Origin of the sequence: Palleniella muris (genome assembly GCF_004792655.1) — a bacterium.
Taxonomy (GTDB): Bacteria; Bacteroidota; Bacteroidia; order Bacteroidales; family Bacteroidaceae; genus Prevotella; species Prevotella muris_A.
Map to the genome: position 1 here is coordinate 71,608 of NZ_SRZC01000001.1, position 22,814 is coordinate 94,421.

Consider the following 22,814-nt stretch of genomic DNA (forward strand, 5'->3'; position numbering starts at 1 on the left):
TATCGACAGTATAGACAATCTTGACAATACTGTCAGTATTGACACTATTGACATTACTGACCAAACTAACCCACCAACCCATGAAACAACTGAAACTACTGCTTCTCCTCGCTGCAATTCTGCCCCTCACTGCATTTGCAGGCAAAGGCACATGGAAAAGCGTGACACTGAACACTGACATCCGCTACACCACCACGGAAGCAAAAAAGCCTGCCTTGGACAAGAAAGGCAAGCGGATGACCGTCGTCTACCTCAAGAATCTCGCCTGCGAGAAGGTCGGACAAAACTCCAACAAGAAGGATGTAAACTGGCTTCTCAAACAAGGTTACTGCGTCATCGAGCTTGATTACGGCAAGCATGCAAACGCCGTTTCACCGCTAATCAACAAGGACATCATCGCCATAAACAGCGAAATGCGCAACGGAACGTTCTGCGGAATTGCCGACATCTCACAGGACCGTGCATATATCCTCTTTGAGGGCTACCGCATACTGCGTGATGTAAGCTATCATCTCGACGACAAGGAGGTCTACAACATGGCAGCCGGCAACGATTCCCTTTACATGGACATCGTCTATCCGGCAAACCCGAAGCGACCTGTGCCCACAATCCTCTCATTCTCTTATAGCAACAGCTACTACGGCAACACTCACAAGCGCATGTTCCTACCCTACCATTGGGCGGCGTTCAACGACTCTTTCGTCCAGGGAGCACCGGCTGTGGGATGCGCATGGGCTATCGCTGACCACCCGAAATATTGCGACTGGGGCAACGGAAAGTACAAAGGCGGACCGAACAAGTCACTCGGCTCAATAGAGATTGCCGATGATGCTGCCCGGAAAGTGCGCTCCGCCATACGCACCGTGCGTGGCATTGGCAGGACAGTAGGCCTTGGGCATGACATCGCCATCTATGGCTTCTCTCGCGGTTCCACGGCAGGCTCGCTCGCCATCGGCGACAAACCGTTCGAGGAATGGACACAAAGGGAGCGCGGACGCTGCCCGAATGAGGCGGCATACATCCAGGCTGCGTTCCTCGGTCCCGGCGTTTTCGACTACAATCTGATGCCAAAAGACTCTCGGGAGTACAAGAATATGGCGGCTTACTGCAACTCCACCGCTGACCCGAAAGCTACATGGAAGCGTCAGGGAGGAGCGTTGACAGTAAAGACGAACAGGGCTGCTCCGACATTCCTCTTCTATAACAGTGACGATGACCCTAACTATGGCATACAGATGGACAACATTATCAGGAGTTTCAAGGCGAAAGGCATTGCTCATGAGGTACTGAAAGACTACGGAAAAGGGCACTCCGTACCGCAGAGCACTGAGGATTTGCAGCGGATGTACTCATTCCTCTTGCGCCATATTTCCAAACCACAATAATAATATCGGGCTGAATTCCACCATTAGGAATCCGGCCCGATATTATTTCATACGTTGTTCTGCAATATAGTTTACATCAATCCTAACACTCTAAGAACATCATTGAAATTGGCGACAAGCATCAGCAGGAGTAGCAGACCCATGCCTATGTTCTGCGCAATCTGCTGGAAACGGAGGCTCGGTGTCTTTCCCGTCACCACTTCCATAAGGAGGATAAGGATGTGACCGCCGTCAAGTCCCGGGATAGGGATGATGTTCATGAAGGCGAGGATTATGGAAAGGAACGCTGTCATGCGCCAGAACATGCTCCAATCCCACACCGGAGGGAACATCGAGCCTATGGCACCGAAGCCGCCAAGGTTCTTCGCGCCGTCAGCGGAGAAGAGGTATTTCAAATCGCCTACATATCCTTTCAGGACATCAATGCCGTAGTTGATTCCGGCAGGGACACTCTCGACAATGCCGTAGGAAACGTGTGTCGGCTTGTAATAAGAGAATATGTTGCTCTCGCCCACACCGATTTTCAGTTTTGGAGTCATTACAAGTGTGATTGTGTCCTTAACTGCGGACTCCAAAGGAATGGCTTTTGCTGCGGAAGGATAAAGTACTGACGATGCGTCACGTGCCACAACAAGCTGCACTGTACGTATTTTAAGACTGTCCTTTGCTGTCTCTGCAGCCATAAGTCTGTCCTCGAGCACACCTATCTGATAGGCAAAAGCGTTCCAAGAGTCCACCGGTTTGCCGTTGATGGCGATGATTTTGTCGCCTTTTCTTATCCCTGCCTTTGCTGCAGGAGTACCGACAAGCACGCTGTCTATGTCACATGGCACGAGAGGGCGCACGAACACAGGGTCGGATTTCAGCATCTGGAGAAGGTCAAGGTCACCGGGAAGAGCCACAGCGGTCTTCTTTCCATTGCGAAGGACATACGCCTCACGAGCGGTAGTGAGGTCGCGGAACATGTCAGTGGAGAACTCGCGGAAGTCTCCTTGGTCAGTTCCGAGGAGTATGTCGCCGTCCTTGAATCCGAGGGCTTTGGCAGAAGAGTTGAACTTCATTCCGCTTTTCATGTCCTTGAGGGCAATGAAATCCTCGCCCCATGTGTAGAACACGGCAGAATAGATTATCAGTGCGAGAAAGAAATTGACCATTACGCCGCCCGCCATGATGAGGAGTCGCTGATACGCCTTCTTGCTTCGGAACTCCCAAGGCTGCACAGGTTTCTTGGCAAGGTCGTCGGCAGACTGTGTCTCGTCCACCATGCCGTCAATCTGGCAGTAGCCGCCGATAGGCAACCAGCCCAGTCCGTACTCGGTTCCGGCTTCTTCATTGTACTTCTTGTTGCCGTCCTCTCCACGCTCGGTGATGAGTTTCTTGCCTCTCAGCTTTCGCCACCAGTTGTCGTAGGAGCTCCAGATGTGGAACTTGAAGTTGGCGAAAATGTAGAAGCGTGACACGCGTGTCTTGAACAGTTTTGCGAAAAAGAAGTGTCCTCCCTCGTGGAGAGCCACAAGGATTGTTATCGAAAGCAGGAATTGTAATGTCTTTATCCAGAATGTTTCCATTGGAGTTTTGCTTGAATGGTTGTGTTTTTGGGTTATGGGTTGTGGGGTTGGGATTTCCGGTCAGTACTGACAGTAGTGTCATTATTGACAATATTGACAAGGTTAATGTCAATACTGTCTGCACTGTCAACACTGCCTTATAACAGCGAAGCTGCTATGCGCCTTGCCTCAGCATCGGACATGAGATAGTCGTCAAGCGTCGGTTTCTTCACGAAAGTGGCGCGCTGCATTGTCTCGGCGATGATGTCGCCCATCTGCAGGAATCCGCATTTATCCTTGCGGAACGCCTCGTTGACGACCTCATTGGCAGCGTTCACGATGCACGACATGTTGCCGCCCATGCGCAAAGACTCATAAGCCATGGCGAGACAGCGGAACTTCTCCATGTCCGGCTCAAAGAATTCCAGTGGCTGTCTGAACAAATCGAGCCGCTCACCCGAGAGATGCAGACGCTGTGGGAAGGAGAACGCATACTGGATAGGCAGTCGCATGTCCGGCACACCAAGCTGCGCCTTCACGCTGCCGTCAACGTATTGCACGGCAGAATGCACTATAGACTGCGGATGGACAAGGACTTGTATCCTGTCAGCGTCCACACCAAAGAGCCATTTTGCCTCTATCACCTCAAAGCCTTTGTTCATCATCGAAGCGGAATCTATGGTGATTTTTGCGCCCATGTCCCATGTCGGATGCTTCAATGCGTCAGCAGCAGTGACACTTTTCATATCTTCCAAGGTGAACTTTCTGAACGGTCCGCCGGAAGCTGTGAGGAGAATCTTCTCGATTTCCGTGTCGGCATCACCCACAAGGCTTTGGAATATGGCGGAGTGTTCGGAGTCGACAGGGAGTATAGGGCAATGGTTTTCCTGCGCCAATCCCATTATAAGTTCACCTGCAACGACAAGAGTCTCCTTGTTGGCAAGGCATATCTTCTTATGCGCCTTTATCGCACGGATGGTCGGCTTCAGACCCGCGAAGCCCACCATGGCGGTGAGCACCATGTCGATAGGCTCTGCCTCGACAATCTCTTCAAGAGCCTCAGCACCGGCATATACATTGATGTCAGGGCAGTCGGATAACAGAGAGCACAGCCGTTCGTAGTGGTCCTCATTGGCGATGACCACCGCTGCCGGCTTGAACTTGTGCGCCTGTTCGGCAAGCATCTCCACATGGTTGTACGCAGTAAGGCAATACACCTCGTAAAGGTCGCTATGTTCCTCGATGACCTCCAACGCCTGAGTGCCTATGGAGCCTGTGGAGCCCAATATACATATTTGTTTTTTCATTGTTTTCTTTGTTTTTGTCAGGATTGCCAATACTGACATAATTGACAATATTGACAAGGTTGATACGATTGACAATCAGCAGAACGAACCGTCAAGCAGACCTTCCGGCACGGCGACGGTCACTTTGCGGCATTCCGTGTCCACCTCTTCGATAAGCTCTTCGGGAGCAGGAATAAGGAGCCCGTTGTCGAGTTCAAAGAGAATGTTCTCTGTCGCATCGTCCACAGCCTCTATTGTTCCTATGGTCTTGCCTGTGTTTGAATCCGTAAGTTCATAGCCCACAAGCTCAGCATAAGTAAGGTCGTGCTCCACCTCGTCGGCGAGCGAGCGTGGGAAAAACACCTCACAGCCGGTCAGTTCGCGCACTTTCTCGGCGGAATCAATGTCACAGAAGGTGACAAGGGCTATCTCATCACTCTTGAAACGGTACTCTTCCATGAAGAAAGGCACAAGGATTCCGTCGATGCGCAGCACAAGATAGTCCGCTCCGACACGGTCAAACACATCATCATCTATCTGCACCTGCACCTCGCCCTTCACTCCGTGGGGCTTTCCAACGCGCCCAATCTTGTAAACGTCAGTATCCTTTATCATCTCTGTTCGTGTATTTTTTCCGCACTGTTTCCAAGCAATCACCGGTCATTCCGTGGAATAATCACTGGCGTGTTATCTTCGCACCGAGAGCGTTCAGACGCTCCTCGATGTCCTCATATCCGCGGTCAATCTGCGCGATGTTGCCAATCCGTGATGTGCCGTCTGCCGTCAATGCTGCAATAAGCATGGCAATGCCTGCACGGATGTCCGGGCTTGTCATAACTCCCGCCCTCAGTTTCTTTGTGTGGTTAAGACCGACAACCACTGCACGGTGAGGGTCACAGAGGATAATGTTTGCCCCCATGTCAATGAGTTTGTCGACAAAGAACAGTCGGGACTCGAACATCTTCTGGTGGACAAGCACCGAACCGTTAGCCTGAGTGGCGACAACAAGCAGCACACTGAGCAAGTCCGGCGTCAGCCCTGGCCACGGTGCATCGGAGAGAGTCATGATTGTGCCGTCCATGAAAGAGTCGACTGTGAAGGTATCATGCTTCGGAATAAACAGGTCATCGCCTTCTTCCCTGACATCAATGCCCAAACGGCGGAAAGTCTCGGGTATGATTCCGAGATTCTCTATCGACACATCCTTTATCCTTATGCCGTCGCCAATCATCGCTGCCATACCGATAAACGAACCAACCTCTATCATGTCAGGCAGCACACGGTGCTCACATCCATGGAGCCCCTTAACACCCTTGATGTGCAACAAATTGCTTCCTATGCCCGTAATGTCAGCACCCATATTGTTAAGCATACGGCACAACTGCTGTATGTACGGCTCACAGGCTGCATTATATATAGTTGTCTCGCCCTCAGCCATGACAGCCGCCATGACAATGTTCGCCGTTCCTGTGACGGAAGCCTCATCAAGAAGCATCTTACAGCCTTTCAAATGCTCTCCGCGAAGCTCATAGACATTCCTTCCCTCGACACGGGAGAACTCCGCACCAAGCTTGCTGAAGCCAAGGAAGTGCGTGTCAAGACGGCGGCGGCCAATCTTATCGCCGCCCGGCTTTGCCACAGTAGCCTTGCCAAAGCGTCCGAGAAGCGGGCCTATCATAAGCACCGAGCCACGCAATGAAGAGCATTTCTTCACAAATTCATCACTCCCAAGGTAGTCAAGGTTCAGACTGTCAGCCTGAAACGTGTATTCGTTCCGCGCATGTTTCGTCACCCTCACACCGATGTCTGTGAGCAACCGGATGAGATTGTTCATGTCAAGGATGTCCGGAACGTTGTTTATACGCACCGGTTCCGGCGTAAGAATCGAGGCGCAGATGACTTGCAGAGTCTCGTTTTTCGCACCCTGTGGGACGATAGTACCCTTTAGCGGATGACCGCCTTCTATGATGAAAGTTTCCATGATTTGCTTGGACATAATTGTTTCTTTTTATCAATTAACTGTTCAAAATTGTTTTTTTTGCCAGAGCTTTCCCTCATAAAACAATTTTGAACAGTCATTCATTTACCCTTTTTCTTCTTAGGCTTCGCCTTCTTTGTGGCGTTGCTCTCGATGGTGAAGAAGTCCAGTTTTACTTTCTCAGGGTCAAGCTGTATCACACCGTCAGTGAACTGTGCGATGTCCGAGAATATGCGGTCGTTCTCCGGAATGGCGAAACCATGCTGTATGATGTCACGCTTCATCTGGTTGGCGATGACACGGCTCGCCTCATCACGTGCCGGTCCCGGCGGCATTTCCTTTATGCAGTCGAGAGTCTGGAACACAAGACTGCCGTAATGGCGCACCGGAATCCTCCGCTTCGGGTAAGGCATTGGAGCCGGGCGCGAGAAGATTTTCTTCGCCCCGGAGATGTCATAAGGATAGTCGATGTCAAGTTTGAAGTCGCACATTATGGCGAGATGGTCCCACAGCTTCTGCTTGTAGTCTGGCGTCTGGCGTATCTCAGGGTGCATGAGTTCCATTGTCTTCACAATGTTCTCCGCACATTTCTGCCGTGCACTGCGGTTTTCAATTGCAAGGCAATGCTTCACCAGAGTATGCACACAACGTCCATACTCCGGCATCTTCATACGTTCACGCTGGGTATTGTAGTCCAGTCCTTCAAGGTTCATAGGAGTTTCTTTGGTTTTAATGCTACAAAATCTTTCAGATAGAAAGGCACGAAATAAGCCACATCCTCTGTCTTTCCCTGCATAAGCCTGCGCTCGGCGAGAGGGAACATGTTCTTCGCCAGAGGCTCTATGCCTTCAATGAGCCGCGCATTGGGATGATTGACAGCCTCCATGCACTTGGCTGCGCCGTTGCCGAAGAAAAAGACAGGGTGGCGGTCAAGATACTCGCGGTAGGTCTCCCCGTCGACAATGTCTGCCTGCACCTGCCGTACAGGGCGCAGGGCACGGTCGTAGAGCCCGGCATAGACCTCCATGCGGCGTGCGTCAAGCATCGGGCAGAGGAGCGCGTCCTCGGGAAGGTCGTCATGCTTCAGCAGAACCGGCACACTGAGGAGCTCAAGCGTAGGCACCGCAATCAGCGGAATGTCAAGACCATAGCACACGCCTTTCGCCATCGACACGCCGATTCGCAGCCCGGTGTATGAGCCGGGACCCATCGAAACGGCAACGGCATCGACAGGAATGGCATGGCTGTCGGCAAAGCCAAGGGCTTCATCGACGAACGTTCCCAACCGCTCATTGTGGTTCGGACCTGTGCGATCCTCGTCAGAGTAGATACACTTGCCATCCTCACTAATGGCGACGGAGCACACATCGGTGCTGGTTTCAATACTGAGTATACAAGCCATTTTTCGCAAAATACTTAAATATTCTGCAAATTTACTATTTTTTTCGCAAATAATTTGTACTTTTGCATAAATTTAACGTAGACACACAAGAAAATGATACAATCAATGACGGGTTTCGGAAAAGCAACCGTAACCTTTGAGAACAAGAAAATCAACGTCGAGGTCAAGGCTCTCAATTCCAAGACTCTTGACCTCTCGACACGCATCGCCCCACTCTATCGTGAGAAGGAAATGGAAATACGCCAGATTGTCTCCGACAGACTGTCACGCGGAAAGGTGGATTTCTGCATCTGGATTGACAAGGACGAGACTGCGGCTGCCACTCCAATAAACCCTGAAATGGTGGAATTCTACTATCAGCAAATCAACAAGATAGCTTACGAGAAGGACATCTCGCTCGGCATGGACTGGTCGACAATCCTCCGGCTCCCTGACGTCCTCAGCCGCAACGAGGTGGAGACGCTCGGCGAAGAGGAATGGGCGGCGGCACGGAACGCCATTGACTGCGCCATTGACCAACTCATCGAGTTCCGCATCCAGGAGGGTGCCGCACTGCAAAAGAAGTTCCTTGAGAAACTGGACAACATCGCCGGCCTGCAGAAGGAGCTTGAGCCGTATGAGCAGAGCCGTGTGGAGAAGATACGCCAGCGCATCACCGACAACCTGAAGCTTATCCCTGACGTGGAGTATGACAAGAACCGTCTGGAGCAGGAACTCATCTACTACATCGAGAAACTGGACATCTCGGAGGAGAAGCAGCGTCTGACAAACCATTTGCAGTACTTCCGCGACACGATGCTTCTTGACGAGCCTATCGGCAAAAAGCTCGGTTTCATCGCTCAGGAAATGGGGCGCGAGATAAACACCACCGGCTCAAAGAGCAACCAGGCAGAGATGCAGAACATCGTGGTGAAGATGAAGGACGAACTGGAACAGATAAAGGAGCAGGTGCTCAACGCGCTGTAAGCAATTTTCCCGACAATCTGACAAATTGACAAATTGACAAATTGACAAATTGTCTAATTGTCAGATTTAACGAAAACCCAAAACCACAATATGAAACAAGGCAAACTACTCATTTTCAGTGCACCAAGCGGTTCGGGAAAGTCCACCATCGTGCAGTGGCTCATGCAGGAGCATCCGGAACTTAACATGCACTTCTCTGTCTCATGCACCACGCGCCAACCGCGCGGAACGGAGCAGAACGGCGTGGAATACTTCTTCCTCACGCCTGAAGAGTTCAAGGAAAAAATCGCAAAGGACGAGTTTGTGGAGTACGAGGAGGTGTACACCGACAAGTTCTACGGCACACTGAAATCCCAGGTGACAAGCCAGACAGCGAAGGGCGACAACGTGGTCTTTGACATCGATGTCAAGGGCGGATGCAACATCAAGCGGCAGTATGGCGCACAGGCTCTGAGCATATTCATCCAGCCGCCTTCTCTCGAAGAGCTCCGCCGCCGACTGGAAGGGCGTGCGACTGACGCTCAGGAGGTCATCGAGCAGCGTCTTGCAAAGGCTGAATACGAACTGTCCTTCGCACCGAAGTTCGACACCGTCGTGGTCAATGATGACCTTGAAAAGGCGAAACAGGAGACTTTGGAGAAAATCCGCAAGTTCCTTGCAGAATAACTTAACAACACTTTGATTCATAAAGGATTACAAATCACAAAACAAAAGGTAACACTTTGCCATGCAAAAGGTAACGGTTTACATGGCAAAAGGTTACCTTTCACACCTCAAAAGGTAACCTTTCGCAAAACGCTTCCTTAGGACGCGATTCACGGAACAAAAACATAAGACATGGGAACACATAGGAGAATAGGACTCTTCGGTGGAACTTTCGACCCTGTCCACATAGCCCACACTGCCCTCGCAAAGGCTTTCCGCCGGCAGCTCGGGCTCGATGAGGTGTGGTTTCTTGTCACGCCGCAGAACCCATGGAAGACGGATTCAAGGCTCTCCCCTGACCATGACCGCCTCGAAATGGCACGCCTCGCCCTCGAAAATGAGGAGGGGCTGACGGCGTCCGACTATGAGTTCCACCTCGAAAAGCCGTCATTCTCCTACCGCACACTGAGGAGTCTGCGCACGGAGTTCCCCGCCACGGAGTTCACACTGCTCATCGGCGGCGACAACTGGGCGGCGTTCGACAACTGGGCGGAACACCGCGAGATTCTCACCCACCACCCTGTGGCTGTCTATCCGCGCACAGGCTCTGCCCTCACCACGCCAGAAGCTCTGCAAGACATGGAGCTCCGCCTCTCCATTGTCACACAACCGCTGCTGGACATCAGCAGCACTGAAATCCGCCGCCGTGTCATGGAGGGCAAGAGAATAACAGACCTTGTCTGCCCGAAAGTGGCGGAATACATCAAAAAGAATGGGCTTTATTTGAGATAAACACACCGCCGCAAGTGTGGCAAAGCCACATTCCTTATTGTAACCCCTGGCTTCAGCCATGGGGATTATACAAAGACAACATCCGTTGTGTGGCAGAGCCACACTCCTTTATACTACAAAAACCAATGAGAAACCGGTTACGTTGGCTTGACATAATCACCGCCCCGATAGCGAGAAACCCGGAGTTTCTTGTCTTCATGTTCGCCCTCGGCATCACGGCTGCACTGCTTTCCGTGGACTATGCCCACAAGGCGAAGCCCTACGAGTATGCCTGGGAGGAACTGTTCTTCTGCCTTTATGCCGTCTGTGCAGTGCTTGCGGTGCTGCCGCGACGGCTGCGCGCGGTGGCAAGGGGCTTGGTTTATGCCGTTGCCTATCCCGTGACAATCGTGGACATGTACTGTTTCGTGAAGTTTGACGCTACGCTCAATCCGTCAATCCTCATGCTTGTCAACGAGACAGACCCACGCGAGGCAGGGGAATTCTTCTCCGCCTATCTCTCTCCGGATGTCCTTATGACAAACGTGGGCTGGGTTCTTCTCATACCTATCCTGCACATCCTCTGGTCAATACACCGCAAACTGCGCAAGCCTTCACGGCTTATCGGTCTCGAAAGAAAGGCTGCGGACGGCATAAAGAGAGTGCGCCCGCTGTGGAATGTGCTTGTCGCCGTATGCGTCCTCGTGTCGGGAATCCACTGTTTCCCTAACCTCCGTAACCTTCAAAGCCTTATGTCGCAGAAGACAGTGGGCGGCATCGAGCACAGACTTACGGAGAAGGATTGCGGCAAACAGTATCTTCCGCTTTACCGTTTCGCCTTCAGTGCTTACGCCAACTATCTTGCCTCGAAGCAGATAGACATAATAAAAGATGTGGCAAAGACCGTCACCGTCGACAGTTGCGACTACACTTCGCCGAACATTGTGCTCATAATCGGCGAGGCATACTGCAAGCGCCATTCCGGACTTTACGGCTATCATCTGCCCACAACGCCACGCCAGGTGGCTATGGCAAAGAGGGGTGAGCTTGTGGCTTATAGCGATGTGGTGACTCCATGGAACCTTACGAGCTATGTGTTCAAGCACATCATGTCGACATACACCGTCGGCGACAAGGGCGAATGGTGCGACTATCCGTTGTTCGGGGAGGTATTCCGCAAGGCTGGCTACCACGTAACGTTCCTCACAAACGAGTTCCTGCCTAAGGCTAAGCAGGCGGTCTATGACTTCAGCGGCGGCTTTTTCCTCAACGACCCTGAGATGTCGGCGGCGCAGTTTGACGCGCGCAACGACCGTGTGCACATCTTTGACGAAGGACTTCTTGACGATTACAAGGCTGTACAAGAACGACGCGCGCATGACGGTGACACACTGCAGAAAGGGAATCTCACCATTTTCCACCTTATAGGTCAGCATCAGAACTACCGTGTGCGATGCCCGAAATCGAAAAAGCATTTCACTCTCGAGGATTACAGCGACCGTGAGGACTTGCGGCCGAAATGGAAGAAGAACGTGCGTGACTATGATAACGCCACATTATACAACGATTCCATCGTACGCGAAATAGTACGGCTCTTCGAAAACACCAATTCTGTGGTCATCTACATGCCTGACCACGGCGAGGAAGTACACTCACGCGAACTGCCGCATTTCAGCGGAAGAATGCACTCCACCACTATTACGGAGCGGCTTGCAAGGGAGGAGTTTGAGATACCGTTCTGGATTTGGGCGTCAAAGTCTTACCGCAAGTCGCATCCGGAGCTGTGGAAGGCGATAAGGGCATCGGCTGACAGACCATACATGACGGACGCTCTGCCGCATCTTCTGATGTATCTCGCAGGAATAAAATGCAAGTATTACCGTGATGACCTTAACCTTCTCTCTCCAGAATATAACGCCTCACGACCGCGTATTCTGAAGCATCAGACGGACTATGACGTCATCATGAAAAGGAAACAACACCCTCAACCGGGTGACAACCCATCCATACGCCAATGAACAAAGAACTCCTAACACGCAGGGAAGCAGCAGCGATGCGCGGAATCGCCATCCTCGCCATCGTTCTCCATAACTACACACACTGGCTCGGGCCAATGGTCAAGGAGAACGAATACACCTTCTCGTGGCATAATGTCGAAAGGCTGCTTGCAGAAATCTCACACCCGTCATGGGACATCATTGCACATCTGTTCTCGTTTTTCGGGCATTACGGTGTGCCGGTGTTCGTTTTTCTCAGCGCATACGGCTTGGTGATGAAGTACGAAGGTGGCGGTCGGCAGGGCTGGAAGCCACGGAAAGCCGTCACGGAGGAGGGCGCATGGACTTTTGCCAAGAAGCATTTCATGAAGCTGTGGATAATGATGGCGGTGGGATACAGTGCCTTTGTCCTCGTGGACTATATGACTCCGGGGCATTACCGTTACACATTTTGGAACGTTGTTGGGCAGTTGGGCATGTTCAGCAACTTATATTCCGACCCGGATCATGCCATTTGGCCCGGACCATACTGGTATTTCGGCCTGACGATGCAGTTGTATCTTGTCTACCGTTTTGTGCTTTATCCCGGCAAAGCGTCACTGTCAGGACTCCTTTCCGAGAGGTGGCAGACAGCTGTCCCTGTCGTTCTTGCCGTCGGATGTATCGCTGTGCAGCTCAGTTTTGAGCCTTTGAGCGCGGAGCTCAACTGGTTCCGCTACAACTGTATGGGCAATCTGCCGGTCTTTGCGTTGGGAATAATCTATGCAAGGGGTATGGAACGCACGGAGAAATCACGTCTTTTGGAAGTTCCGTGGGCTATTTCTGCGCTGGCACTGGTGGCTGTTTTCAGTGTTGACTTCGTGTTTTGGACATTCGCACCGTTCTTTGTGTGCATAGGAACGATTAAGCTTGTCCGCGCACTGCCTGACGCTCTGCTGCGTCATTTGGCATGGATGGGCGGCATATCCGCGGCGATGTTCGTGTGTCACCCTATCACAAGAAAGGTTATAATCCCAATTTCACGCCACGGAGAGATGTACGCCGGACTGCTGTTCTATATCCTTGCGACGATAATCGTTGCCATTCTCTTCAAGAAGGCGATAGAGATTGTAACGGAAAGCATAAACAAGAGCTGACAATAATGACTAAAATTCCCACCCTATGAACCTCAAAAACCTCAACCTCGCCGACATTTCGCGCTTCCGTGCAGAGCAAATGGGAGTGGCAATGGTCATCGTTGTCCTCTTCCATGTCGCCCTTCCGCGCTCCGATGCGTTCTTCGGACTGCGGAGAATGGGCAACCTCGGAGTGGACATCTTCCTTTTCCTGAGCGGCATGGGACTATGGTTCTCATGGATGAAGACCACCGTCTCCACCGCGCCCTTTTGGAAAAAGTGGAAGGATTTCTATTGGCGAAGGCTCGTAAGGGTGTATCCTGCATGGCTGGTGATAGCCTCTTTGTACTACATCCCACGCTTCATGGCTCACGAGTCACACACCATGGCACAATGGATTGACCTCATTCTCGACATCGCCATCAACTGGAACTTCTGGACACGTGACGAGTTGACCTTCTGGTACATCCCTGCCACGATGATGCTCTACGTCTTTGCGCCGCCCTACATGGAACTCATACGCAAGCATCCCGTCTACCGCTGGCTGGTCGTTGGCATGATAATGTGGTGCGTGGCAGTGCAGTATGTCACGCCAATCCACACCGCCGTGGGACACATCGAGATATTCTGGAGCCGTGTGCCGATATTCTTCCTCGGCATAAACATAGCGGAAAGCGTGAGGAAAAAGGAGACAATCGACGGCTCGGCGATATGGCTTATTGTGTTCCTCTTCACCTTCTCCCTCGCCACCTGCGTATGGCTGGAGCAGATGAAGCACGGACGCTTCCCGCTGTTCCTTGAGAGAATGCTCTACATTCCCCTTACCATGACTTTCATTCTCCTGCTCAACGAGGTGTTTCTCCACACACCGCACCGGATAAAGCGTGCCGCGGCGTTCATCGGGACTATATCCCTTGAGATGTACCTCATCCATGTCGAGTTTGTCATGCGCCGTGTCGAGACATACCATCTCGGCTATTGGCGCACGTTCCTCATAGTTATGGCAATATCAATCCCTCTCGCATGGCTGCTCCACAAGGCAATAGCCAAAGTACAGAAACTCATCCCCTAACAAAACAAAAACCACATGAAAAACCTGATACTACTCATCCGTCCGCACCAATGGATAAAGAATGCGTTCATCTTCATGCCTATGTTCTTCGGCGGAGCACTAACGAATATGACAAGTCTCGTGAGCACTGTCATCGCGTTCTTTGCTTACAGTTTTGCCGCATCGTCAATCTATTGCTACAATGACATAATCGATGTGGAGGACGACCGGCGCCATTCCGTCAAGTGCAAGCGTCCGATCGCCTCCGGAGCGATAACCATCGGGCAGGGCTATGCCATAATGCTGCTGATGTTTTCCCTCTCAATGGCAATGGTCTACACACTCGGCTACAGGGCAACAGACCTCGGTTGCGTCATCGCAGCCTACTATGTGCTCGACATAGCGTATTGCCGGCTGCTGAAACACTATGCCATCGTAGATGTCTGTGTCCTCTCTTTCGGGTTCGTACTGCGCATAATCGCCGGCAGTGCAGCCACAGGTATCGTGCCGTCCCATTGGCTTGTGCTGATGACTTTCCTGCTGACACTCCTCCTTGGCTTCGCAAAACGGCGTGATGATGTCCTCAGAATGATGAAGACCGGTGAGGCTCCGCGCCATAATACGCATCGGTACAACCTCGCATTCATCAACCAATCGGTGACAATAACCGCCGCCGTGACCGTCGTATGTTATATAATGTATACCATTTCACCTGAACTTTTGGCACGAACAAACTCCGAATACATCTACCTTACCACCATTTTCGTGCTTCTCGGACTGCTCCGCTACATCCAGCTTGCAGAGGTTGATGACGCCACAGGCGACCCAACGAAACTCTTGTATAAGGACCATTTCCTGCAGGTTGTAATCCTTCTGTGGATTCTCTCCTATGTCTTCATACTTTACGGAGATAAGGTTTTGGGTTGAGGGTTGCAGGTTATAGGTTGTTTTTTATAGCAAAAGAAATGAAAAAACTATTTGTCTCCGACTTTGACAGCACACTGACAACGACGGACTCCATGATGTCCATCATCATTTTCCAACGCGGACGACTCGGTCTGGCATTGGCAATGCTGCGGATTATGCCGTGGATTCTGCTCATGGTTGCACGCCTTTACCCTAACCAAAGGGCTAAGGAAAGGCTGCTGCACAACTGCTTCGGCAAGATGAGTGAAGAGGAGTTCAACGCTTTCTGCCAACAGTTTGCCGATACACACAGGCACATCCTGCGCACAGACCTCCACCACCGGTTGATAAAAGAGCAGCGCAACGGCAACGAAGTGGTGCTCGTGACCGCAAGCCCAGAGAACTGGGTGAGCCGCCTTGTGCCGGAATTCAAGGTGTTGGGCACAAAGATGGAGTTTGGTGAAAAAGGCTTCACGGGGCGTTTTCTGTCAAAGAACTGTTACGGGAAGGAGAAGGTTTGCCGCCTCCTCTGTGAGTATCCCGACATAGAAAAACAAAGAAAAGAGTTCTTCATCACCGCTTTCGGGGATTCCCGCGGTGACAAAGAACTCCTGGAATTTGCAGACGAGGGGCATCTGATAAGGTGATTTCAACAGTTCATCCGATTCATTCGGATTAATCGAATCGCTCGAATGATTCGAGTAAAATGCTACGCCCGCTTCTTAAGACTGAACGAAAACTCCACTCCTCCACCGGGGAGAGCACTCGCCGTGATATTGCCGCCATGCAGCATCACGGCATTTTTTACTATGGCAAGCCCGAGACCCGTACCGCCAAATTTCCTTGCCCGTCCGCTGTCCACACGGTAGAAGCGTTCGAAAATGTGAGGGATATGCTCCTCAGGTATGCCGATGCCGTTGTCCGAAATGCGGAAATGATACCAGTCCTTCTCCTCCCGGCAACGGATGACAATGGCTGTCCCCTCGCCGGAATAAGCGATGGAGTTGTCGATAAGGTTACGGAAGATGGAGTAAATCATGGACGGGTCGCCCATGATAGGCAGCGTCCTCGGAAGCGTGTTGGTGATAGTCATGCGCCGTTCCGCCAGTTGCAGCGCCACCTGCTGCTGTATGTCGTGGACGATAGCAGCAATGTCCGCCACCTGCATGTTCAGCGAATGCAGCACCTCATCCATACGGTTCAGCGACGATATGTCTTGGACAAGCTGCGCAAGTCTCTCGCTTTGCGCATGACAGCGCATGATGAAGTTGTCACGCTGCTCAGGAGTGATGTCCGGATTGTCGATTATCGTCTCCAGATAACCCTTGATGCTCGCCACCGGAGTCTTCAGTTCGTGCGAGATGTTCTGCGTCAGCTGCCGCTTGAGTCTCAGCTTGTCCTCCTGACTTTCCTGCAGACGCTTGTAGAGATGCACAATGTTCTGTGAGATTTCCCCAAGCTCTGTGTCAGGGAAAGCCGCCGCCTCACGCTCCGCATCATAGTTCTCGCCCCTGTCGACAAGCATGGCAAAGCGGCGCAACTGTGCTATGGACTTGCCAAGACGGTGGGTGCACAGCCAAAAGACGACCATGATGATGATGCTCGCCGCCAGTGTTATCCATATAGAAATCATGTCCGCACGCAGATGGTCGGCAAGCTCGAAATCATAAGGCAATGCCGTACGCACAATGATTCCCTGCCGTGGAAAATACGTGGCGGCATAGAAATAGTTCTCGTTCATGGTGTCCGAGTAGCGGTTTATCTCAAACCCTTCCCCTGACATAAGAGCCTGCCGCACCTCCGGGCGTTCCAGGTGGTTAGGCAGCGAGGAATAAGAGCGCTGGCTGTTGTCATAGATCACACCGCCACGTGTGTCAAGCAGCGTGACACGCAGTCCGCGAAGAGGATGGCTCCTGACATAAGCCGTGAGCGAAGAGTCCGTCATTTCACCGGCTTCTGCTATGCTTTCCGCAAGCTGGTGGTTATAGTCCTTCAGGCGAGTGTGGAGGATTCCTATCTTGAACTGCTTCTCCCGCTCATACTGATAATATACAAAGCCCGCCACAAACACCGAGAACAGCATAAGCACGGTGAGGAACAGCTGGCTGCTCAGTGACCTTTTATTTCCCATAAATCATTCCTTTCTTTTTTATTTCTCAAACGAATAACCGTACCCTTGGCGTGTGTGAATACAGTCGCCATAGGCACCTATCTTCTTTCTCAGGCGCGTTATGTTCACGTCAACGGTACGCTCGAGGACGTAAACATCATCATCCCACACACGGGAGAGTATCTCCTGGCGCGAGAACACTCTGCCGGCGTTGCCCACAAGCAGCAGGAGTATCTCGAACTCCTTCTTTGTCAGGGCAATCTCTGTGCCGTCGACAGTGACACGCTTCGATACAGTATCGATGCGCAATGTCTCATACCCAACGACACCTTTGTCACGTTCATGCTGCACATTGGCATCCTTTCCCGCACGGCGAAGCACCGCCTCAACCCTTGCGACGACCTCCTTCAGGCGGAAAGGCTTCGTGATGTAGTCATCCGCCCCTATCGAAAGCCCCTCCACCGTGTCATCCTCGGCAGTCCTTGCCGTAATGAATATAATAGGTATATGGGCAGTGTCAGGGCGGCGTTTCAGCACACGTGCGAGAGCCATTCCGCTGATTTCGCCCATCATGATGTCAAGGAGCAGCAGACTGTACGAGGCGATGTCAAGCGTCAGAGCCTCTTCGGCGGAAGCGGCTGTGTCAACCTTGAACCCCTCTTTCTCGAGATTGAACCTGAGGATTTCCCTCAGGTCCTCCTCGTCATCGACAACAAGTATTCTACGTTCTGTCATAATCGTCAAGTTTTTCTGTGGTGCAAATTTAGCATTATTTTCCTATAAAACAAGCGTTTCCGGCATTACAATTAGGTTACATTTTGATTTATTACGTACTCCGGCGTGAAGTTCACCGTTTTATAGCATGTTTGTAACAGCTTTGTAACACCGCAAAAGTAACTTTGCACCTGAAAAACCGCAAGCCGGTTAGAAACGAAAAGCAATAATTACATCAGAAAAAACGACAGAAACATGGAAATGATTTTCTTAGGAGTTATCATCTTTGTATTCGTCCTTGCGATATTCGACCTCATGGTAGGCGTGAGCAATGACGCCGTGAATTTCCTCAATTCCGCCGTCGGAGCAAAGGTGGCGAAACTGCGCACAGTCATCATAATCGCCTCGATAGGTGTGCTGGCAGGAGCATTGATGAGCAACGGAATGATGGACATCGCGAGGCATGGCATCTTCCGTCCCGAGATGTATTCTTTCGAAAACATCATGTGCATCTTCCTTGCCGTAATGGTGACCGACGTCGTGCTGCTCGACTCATTCAACAATCTGGGTCTGCCGACATCGACGACGGTGTCTCTTGTCTTCGAGCTTCTTGGCGGAACATTCGTGCTGGCATTGCTGAAGATAATCGCTGACGACACCGGCACACTGACCTTCGCACAGCTTCTCAACACGGAGAAGGCACTGTCCGTAATCCTCGGCATCTTCTGCTCCGTGGCGATAGCCTTCTTCTTCGGCACCGTGGTGCAGTGGCTGGCGCGACTGCTCTTCACGTTCAACTACGTGAAACGGCAGAAATATTTCATCGGACTGTTCGGAGGCATGGCACTGACAGCCATAGGCTATTTCATACTTATAAAAGGTCTGGGGCAGTCTTCATTTATGAACGACGACCTCAGGGCATGGATTGCGGAGGAGACTCCTTTGCTTGTGGCAGGCGGATTCGTCCTCTTCACCGTGCTCATGCAGATGCTCCATGCCGCAGGAGGCAATGTCCTCAAACTCATAGTCCTTGTGGGAACGTTCGCACTCGCCATGGCTTTCGCCAGCAACGACCTTGTCAACTTCATCGGTGTGCCATTGGCGGGCTACAGTGCATACACGGATTTCACCGCCAACAGCATGGGAAACCCTGACACATTCATGATGGACTCGCTCAACAGCAGTGCACGCACACCGTTTGTTTTCCTTCTTGCCGCCGGAATAATCATGATTTATTCCCTTGCGACATCAAAGAAAGCGCACAACGTTGTGAAGACTTCCGTCGACCTTTCACGCCAAGATCAGGGCGAAGAGATGTTCGGTTCGTCAAGCGCGGCAAGAAGCATGGTAAGGTCATTCAACACCGTCAGCGAGACAGTGGTGAGGATTGTGCCGAAGAACATGCGCCAATGGATTGACAAAAGGTTCAGCAAGGAAGGGACTGTCATAGCCGACGGCGCAGCGTTTGACCTTGTCCGCGCTGCCATAAACATAGTCCTCGCGGCATTGCTCATAATCCTCGGCACATCACTTAAGCTGCCTCTCTCGACAACCTACGTGACATTCATCGTCGCCATGGGTACATCCCTCGCCGACAGGGCATGGAGCAGAGAGAGTGCGGTGTTCCGAATCACAGGCATGCTCAGCGTCATCGGTGGCTGGCTGATTACTGCCGGAGTGGCTTTCCTTGCAGCCGGCATTGTAGTTCTGGTGATGCATTTCGGCGGCTTCATCGCCATGGCAGGATTCATAGTCCTCGCAATAGTGCTGCTTTTCAAGAGCAACAAGCCAAAGACAGACAAGGAGCCAAGAGTCGACGACGGACAGTTCCTGAAGGAAATCATGCAGATTCAGGACAAAGATGAGCGCTGGCCGCTGCTCCGCGACCACCTCCGCTCGGTGCAGACGGAAGTGCTTGCGCATGCCGGAGCGTGTTTCGACTCCACCGTCAGCGGCATGATAAACGAGAACCTGAAGCAGTTGCGCAAGGCAATAAGGCAGCTTGACATTGACAACGAAAGGCGCAAGAAGACTCGCCACCGTCTCCTCATAGGCATGAGGAGCATAGACAGGACACTGTCCTTGGAGAAGAACACATGGTTCCACCTTGCCATGAACGCCGACGAGCAGGTCATCTACTGTCTGAAACGTATGGCTGTGCCATGCAAGGAGCATGTCGACAACAACTTCACACCGCTCAACAATGCACAGATAGCTGAACTGCAGCCGGTCAAGGAGCAGGTTCTCGGCTTCATACAGCGCGGCATCACCGCCATAAAGCACAACGATGTGGCAGCCATCGACACCCTCCTCGCTGAGAAAGAGGGCTTCAAGAGGCACATATCCGCCCTGCGGAAACGCCAGATGGACCACCTTCAGGAAGATGATTCGAACATCAACACCACAATCCTCTATCTCAACATCCTCCAGGAAACACAGGAGTTCATCGCCGCGACACGGCGCATCCTGAGAAGCAGCAAGAGGTTCTACAACTAACAACGTATTCTCCTGTAAAACAACACATTAGCAACCGCATAACAAAAGGTTACCTTTCGCACCATGAAAGGTAACCTTTTTCCATGCAAAGTATTACCTTTCACCACACAAAGTGTTACCTTTCGTTTTCCCAACTTTTGCCATTGTGCCATGATTCTTTCAATGAGGGCAAAACAATGCCGCCAAGGCGAGTTCACATCTCCTCATCAAAAAACATGGGAAACATTTCTTTCACACCTTAATTATTTTATAATTAAATAATTTCCTTATTCCATTTTTTTTTAGTATCTTTGCACGGAAATACGGCTTCCGCCGACCTTCGCGCAGAGGAGCGCAACAGACTCCACCGAAAGGCTGTGGCGGAACAAGGGAAAAGAACAATAAATTATTTATAAGATAAATGGAAGAAATACAGAAAACTGAAGGGAACTACACAGGTAGCAGCATCCAAGTCCTCGAAGGACTCGAGGCGGTGCGCAAGCGACCTGCGATGTATATCGGCGACATCTCTGAGAAGGGTCTCCACCATCTTGTCAACGAGACGGTGGACAACTCCATCGACGAGGCTATGGCAGGCTACTGCACAGACATTGAAGTGACTATCAACGAGGATAACTCAATCACTGTAGAGGACAACGGACGCGGCATCCCTGTCGATGAGCATCCGAAGCTCCACAAGTCAGCCCTTGAGGTCGTGATGACCGTGCTGCATGCCGGCGGCAAGTTTGACAAAGGTTCCTACAAGGTTTCCGGCGGTCTCCACGGCGTGGGTGTCTCCTGTGTCAACGCCCTTTCGTCACACATGCTCTCACAGGTGTTCCGCGACGGCAAGATTTACCAGCAGGAATATGAGCAAGGAAAACCGCTCTATCCTGTGAAAATCGTTGGCGAGACAGAGAAGCGCGGCACTCGCCAGCAGTTTTGGCCTGACCCGACAATCTTCACAACAACGACATACAGATATGACATCGTGGCGACACGTATGCGCGAACTGGCATTCCTCAACGCAGGAATCAAAATCACTCTCCGCGACATGCGCCCCCAACTGGACGCTGAAGGCAATGTGGCAGAGGGATGGACTCCAAAGGAGGAGGTGTTCCACGCACAGGACGGCCTGAAGGAGTTTGTGCGCTACATCGACCAGCACCGCTCTCATCTCTTCAATGATGTCATCTATCTGAAGACAGAAAAGGCGGGTGTGCCTATCGAGGCGGCTATAATGTACAACACCGATTACTCTGAGCATATCCACTCTTATGTCAACAACATCAACACCATCGAGGGCGGTACGCACCTCACAGGCTTCCGCATCGCCTTGTCGCGCTCACTGAAGAAGTATGCCGACAATGACGACCAGATTCGCAAGCAGATAGAGAAAGCGAAGATAGAGATTGCACAGGACGACTTCAAGGAGGGACTTACTGCCGTCATCTCCGTGAAGGTTGCAGAGCCACAGTTTGAGGGTCAGACAAAGACAAAGCTCGGAAACTCTGAGGTGAACGGTGCCGTTCAGCAGGCTGTCGGTGAGGCAATGAACGACTATCTCGAGGAGCATCCTAACGAAGCGCGCATGATTTGCAACAAGGTTGTCCTTGCAGCAACAGCGCGTGTGGCGGCGAGAAAGGCCCGCGAGAGTGTGCAGCGAAAGAACCCTATGTCGGGAGGCGGTCTGCCGGGCAAGCTCGCCGACTGCTCAAGCCGTGACCCTAAGAAGACGGAAATCTTCCTTGTCGAGGGTGATTCCGCCGGCGGTTCGGCAAAGCAGGGACGCGACCGCCACTATCAGGCGATACTCCCGTTACGAGGAAAGATTCTCAATGTGGAGAAAGTGCAGTGGCACAAGGTGTTCGAGGCTGAGTCCGTAAACATCATCCTGCAGGCTATCGGTGTGCGTTTCGGCATCGACGGCGAGGACTCCAAGGAGGCAAACATCGACAAACTGCGTTATGACAAGATTATCATCATGACCGATGCCGACGTCGATGGCTCTCACATCGACACACTTATCATGACTCTCTTCTTCCGCTTCATGCCGAAAGTCATTCAGGAAGGTCACCTCTACATCGCCACTCCACCGCTCTACCGCTGTTCATACAAGGACAAGAAAGAGTACTGCTACACAGAGGAGGACCGTCAGAGATTCATCGACACTTACTGTGGCGGCAATGCTGACGACAGCAAGCTCCACACCCAACGCTACAAAGGTCTGGGTGAGATGAACCCGGAACAGCTTTGGGACACTACAATGAACCCTGAGACACGCCTTCTGAAGCAGGTGACAATCCACAATGCCGCCAAGGCTGACGAGATTTTCTCCATGCTCATGGGCGACGATGTGGAACCACGCCGACAGTTCATCGAGGAGAACGCGACATACGCTAATATCGATGCGTAAATAGAAACAATAACCATGATGAATCATGATGCAACATGAGACATCATGAT

At 51.7% G+C, this 22,814-nt stretch carries 19 protein-coding genes; 11 read left to right on the forward strand and 8 right to left on the reverse strand.

Annotated features, from left to right (window positions below; all coding sequences use genetic code 11):
• Positions 1 to 80: 80 nt before the first annotated feature.
• Complete coding sequence (locus E5358_RS00260; protein WP_135938373.1) at positions 81 to 1,385, forward strand: alpha/beta hydrolase; 1,305 nt, start codon at positions 81 to 83, stop codon at positions 1,383 to 1,385.
• Positions 1,386 to 1,456: 71 nt separating this feature from the next.
• Here E5358_RS00260 and rseP read toward each other — a convergent pair whose 3' ends face one another.
• The 6 genes from rseP to tsaB all read right to left on the reverse strand — a co-directional run bounded on the left by rseP (position 1,457) and on the right by tsaB (position 7,598).
• Positions 1,457 to 2,953, reverse strand: coding sequence for an RIP metalloprotease RseP (gene rseP, locus E5358_RS00265; protein WP_135938374.1), 1,497 nt, complete (start codon positions 2,951 to 2,953; stop codon positions 1,457 to 1,459).
• Between the two features lie 137 nt (positions 2,954 to 3,090).
• The gene (locus tag E5358_RS00270; RefSeq protein ID WP_135938375.1) at positions 3,091 to 4,239 is read right to left on the reverse strand and encodes a 1-deoxy-D-xylulose-5-phosphate reductoisomerase; all 1,149 of its coding nucleotides are present in this window, start codon (positions 4,237 to 4,239) and stop codon (positions 3,091 to 3,093) included.
• A gap of 75 nt (positions 4,240 to 4,314) precedes the next feature.
• Positions 4,315 to 4,833, reverse strand: a complete 519-nt coding sequence (gene rimM, locus E5358_RS00275; protein WP_135938376.1) for a ribosome maturation factor RimM — start codon at positions 4,831 to 4,833, stop codon at positions 4,315 to 4,317.
• A 61-nt stretch (positions 4,834 to 4,894) separates the two neighbouring features.
• On the reverse strand, positions 4,895 to 6,199 hold the full coding sequence (gene murA / locus E5358_RS00280) for a UDP-N-acetylglucosamine 1-carboxyvinyltransferase (RefSeq protein ID WP_135938519.1): 1,305 nt from the start codon (positions 6,197 to 6,199) through the stop codon (positions 4,895 to 4,897).
• Between the two features lie 98 nt (positions 6,200 to 6,297).
• A complete protein-coding gene (locus tag E5358_RS00285) occupies positions 6,298 to 6,909 on the reverse strand; it encodes a DUF4290 domain-containing protein (RefSeq protein WP_135938377.1) in 612 nt (203 codons plus the stop codon).
• A complete protein-coding gene (gene tsaB, locus E5358_RS00290) occupies positions 6,906 to 7,598 on the reverse strand; it encodes a tRNA (adenosine(37)-N6)-threonylcarbamoyltransferase complex dimerization subunit type 1 TsaB (RefSeq protein WP_135938378.1) in 693 nt (230 codons plus the stop codon). The genes E5358_RS00285 and tsaB overlap by 4 nt, the downstream gene beginning before the upstream one ends.
• 93 nt (positions 7,599 to 7,691) lie before the next feature.
• Here tsaB and E5358_RS00295 point away from each other — a divergent pair, with 93 nt between their 5' ends.
• From E5358_RS00295 to E5358_RS00330, 8 genes are all read left to right on the forward strand, one after another.
• Positions 7,692 to 8,564 carry a YicC/YloC family endoribonuclease gene (locus E5358_RS00295; protein ID WP_135938379.1) on the forward strand — a complete coding sequence of 291 codons (873 nt, stop codon included), beginning with the start codon at positions 7,692 to 7,694 and terminating at the stop codon, positions 8,562 to 8,564.
• A gap of 90 nt (positions 8,565 to 8,654) precedes the next feature.
• Positions 8,655 to 9,230, forward strand: a complete 576-nt coding sequence (gmk, locus tag E5358_RS00300) for a guanylate kinase (RefSeq protein WP_135938380.1) — start codon at positions 8,655 to 8,657, stop codon at positions 9,228 to 9,230.
• A 171-nt stretch (positions 9,231 to 9,401) separates the two neighbouring features.
• Positions 9,402 to 10,001 (forward strand): nicotinate (nicotinamide) nucleotide adenylyltransferase, encoded by a 600-nt coding sequence (gene nadD, locus E5358_RS00305; RefSeq protein WP_135938381.1) that lies wholly within the window; start codon positions 9,402 to 9,404, stop codon positions 9,999 to 10,001.
• A 125-nt stretch (positions 10,002 to 10,126) separates the two neighbouring features.
• The gene (locus E5358_RS00310; protein ID WP_135938382.1) at positions 10,127 to 11,998 is read left to right on the forward strand and encodes a phosphoethanolamine transferase family protein; all 1,872 of its coding nucleotides are present in this window, start codon (positions 10,127 to 10,129) and stop codon (positions 11,996 to 11,998) included.
• Positions 11,995 to 13,113, forward strand: coding sequence for an acyltransferase family protein (locus tag E5358_RS00315; protein WP_277821105.1), 1,119 nt, complete (start codon positions 11,995 to 11,997; stop codon positions 13,111 to 13,113). Before E5358_RS00310 ends, E5358_RS00315 begins: the two co-directional genes overlap by 4 nt.
• A gap of 25 nt (positions 13,114 to 13,138) precedes the next feature.
• Positions 13,139 to 14,164, forward strand: a complete 1,026-nt coding sequence (locus E5358_RS00320) for an acyltransferase family protein (protein WP_135938383.1) — start codon at positions 13,139 to 13,141, stop codon at positions 14,162 to 14,164.
• A 15-nt stretch (positions 14,165 to 14,179) separates the two neighbouring features.
• Positions 14,180 to 15,070 (forward strand): decaprenyl-phosphate phosphoribosyltransferase, encoded by an 891-nt coding sequence (locus tag E5358_RS00325; protein WP_135938384.1) that lies wholly within the window; start codon positions 14,180 to 14,182, stop codon positions 15,068 to 15,070.
• Between the two features lie 38 nt (positions 15,071 to 15,108).
• Positions 15,109 to 15,696: an HAD family hydrolase gene (locus E5358_RS00330; protein ID WP_135938385.1), complete on the forward strand. Its 588-nt coding sequence runs from the start codon at positions 15,109 to 15,111 to the stop codon at positions 15,694 to 15,696.
• Positions 15,697 to 15,758: 62 nt separating this feature from the next.
• Here E5358_RS00330 and E5358_RS00335 read toward each other — a convergent pair whose 3' ends face one another.
• Together E5358_RS00335 and E5358_RS00340 are read right to left on the reverse strand one after the other, a co-directional pair.
• Positions 15,759 to 17,180 (reverse strand): sensor histidine kinase, encoded by a 1,422-nt coding sequence (locus tag E5358_RS00335; protein WP_135938386.1) that lies wholly within the window; start codon positions 17,178 to 17,180, stop codon positions 15,759 to 15,761.
• A gap of 18 nt (positions 17,181 to 17,198) precedes the next feature.
• Positions 17,199 to 17,894, reverse strand: a complete 696-nt coding sequence (locus E5358_RS00340; protein WP_135938387.1) for a response regulator — start codon at positions 17,892 to 17,894, stop codon at positions 17,199 to 17,201.
• 234 nt (positions 17,895 to 18,128) lie between these two features.
• Here E5358_RS00340 and E5358_RS00345 point away from each other — a divergent pair, with 234 nt between their 5' ends.
• Together E5358_RS00345 and gyrB are read left to right on the forward strand one after the other, a co-directional pair.
• Entirely contained in the window at positions 18,129 to 20,369 is a 2,241-nt protein-coding gene (locus tag E5358_RS00345; RefSeq protein WP_135938388.1) for an inorganic phosphate transporter, read from the forward strand.
• Between the two features lie 400 nt (positions 20,370 to 20,769).
• A complete protein-coding gene (gene gyrB, locus E5358_RS00350; RefSeq protein ID WP_135938389.1) occupies positions 20,770 to 22,764 on the forward strand; it encodes a DNA topoisomerase (ATP-hydrolyzing) subunit B in 1,995 nt (664 codons plus the stop codon).
• Positions 22,765 to 22,814: the final 50 nt, after the last annotated feature.

Excerpts from the sequence above, each read along its gene's own strand:
- E5358_RS00345 (WP_135938388.1), top strand. The coding sequence starts at position 18,129 with ATGGAAATGATTTTCTTAGGAGTTATCATCTTTGTATTCGTCCTTGCG.
- E5358_RS00330 (WP_135938385.1), top strand. The coding sequence starts at position 15,109 with ATGAAAAAACTATTTGTCTCCGACTTTGACAGCACACTGACAACGACG.
- nadD (WP_135938381.1), top strand. The coding sequence starts at position 9,402 with ATGGGAACACATAGGAGAATAGGACTCTTCGGTGGAACTTTCGACCCT.
- E5358_RS00340 (WP_135938387.1), bottom strand. The coding sequence starts at position 17,894 with ATGACAGAACGTAGAATACTTGTTGTCGATGACGAGGAGGACCTGAGG.
- E5358_RS00310 (WP_135938382.1), top strand. The coding sequence starts at position 10,127 with ATGAGAAACCGGTTACGTTGGCTTGACATAATCACCGCCCCGATAGCG.
- gmk (WP_135938380.1), top strand. The coding sequence starts at position 8,655 with ATGAAACAAGGCAAACTACTCATTTTCAGTGCACCAAGCGGTTCGGGA.
- E5358_RS00320 (WP_135938383.1), top strand. The coding sequence starts at position 13,139 with ATGAACCTCAAAAACCTCAACCTCGCCGACATTTCGCGCTTCCGTGCA.
- E5358_RS00260 (WP_135938373.1), top strand. The coding sequence starts at position 81 with ATGAAACAACTGAAACTACTGCTTCTCCTCGCTGCAATTCTGCCCCTC.
- E5358_RS00295 (WP_135938379.1), top strand. The coding sequence starts at position 7,692 with ATGATACAATCAATGACGGGTTTCGGAAAAGCAACCGTAACCTTTGAG.
- E5358_RS00270 (WP_135938375.1), bottom strand. The coding sequence starts at position 4,239 with ATGAAAAAACAAATATGTATATTGGGCTCCACAGGCTCCATAGGCACT.
- E5358_RS00325 (WP_135938384.1), top strand. The coding sequence starts at position 14,180 with ATGAAAAACCTGATACTACTCATCCGTCCGCACCAATGGATAAAGAAT.
- rimM (WP_135938376.1), bottom strand. The coding sequence starts at position 4,833 with ATGATAAAGGATACTGACGTTTACAAGATTGGGCGCGTTGGAAAGCCC.
- rseP (WP_135938374.1), bottom strand. The coding sequence starts at position 2,953 with ATGGAAACATTCTGGATAAAGACATTACAATTCCTGCTTTCGATAACA.
- E5358_RS00335 (WP_135938386.1), bottom strand. The coding sequence starts at position 17,180 with ATGGGAAATAAAAGGTCACTGAGCAGCCAGCTGTTCCTCACCGTGCTT.
- tsaB (WP_135938378.1), bottom strand. The coding sequence starts at position 7,598 with ATGGCTTGTATACTCAGTATTGAAACCAGCACCGATGTGTGCTCCGTC.
- E5358_RS00315 (WP_277821105.1), top strand. The coding sequence starts at position 11,995 with ATGAACAAAGAACTCCTAACACGCAGGGAAGCAGCAGCGATGCGCGGA.
- murA (WP_135938519.1), bottom strand. The coding sequence starts at position 6,199 with ATGGAAACTTTCATCATAGAAGGCGGTCATCCGCTAAAGGGTACTATC.
- E5358_RS00285 (WP_135938377.1), bottom strand. The coding sequence starts at position 6,909 with ATGAACCTTGAAGGACTGGACTACAATACCCAGCGTGAACGTATGAAG.
- gyrB (WP_135938389.1), top strand. The coding sequence starts at position 20,770 with ATGGAAGAAATACAGAAAACTGAAGGGAACTACACAGGTAGCAGCATC.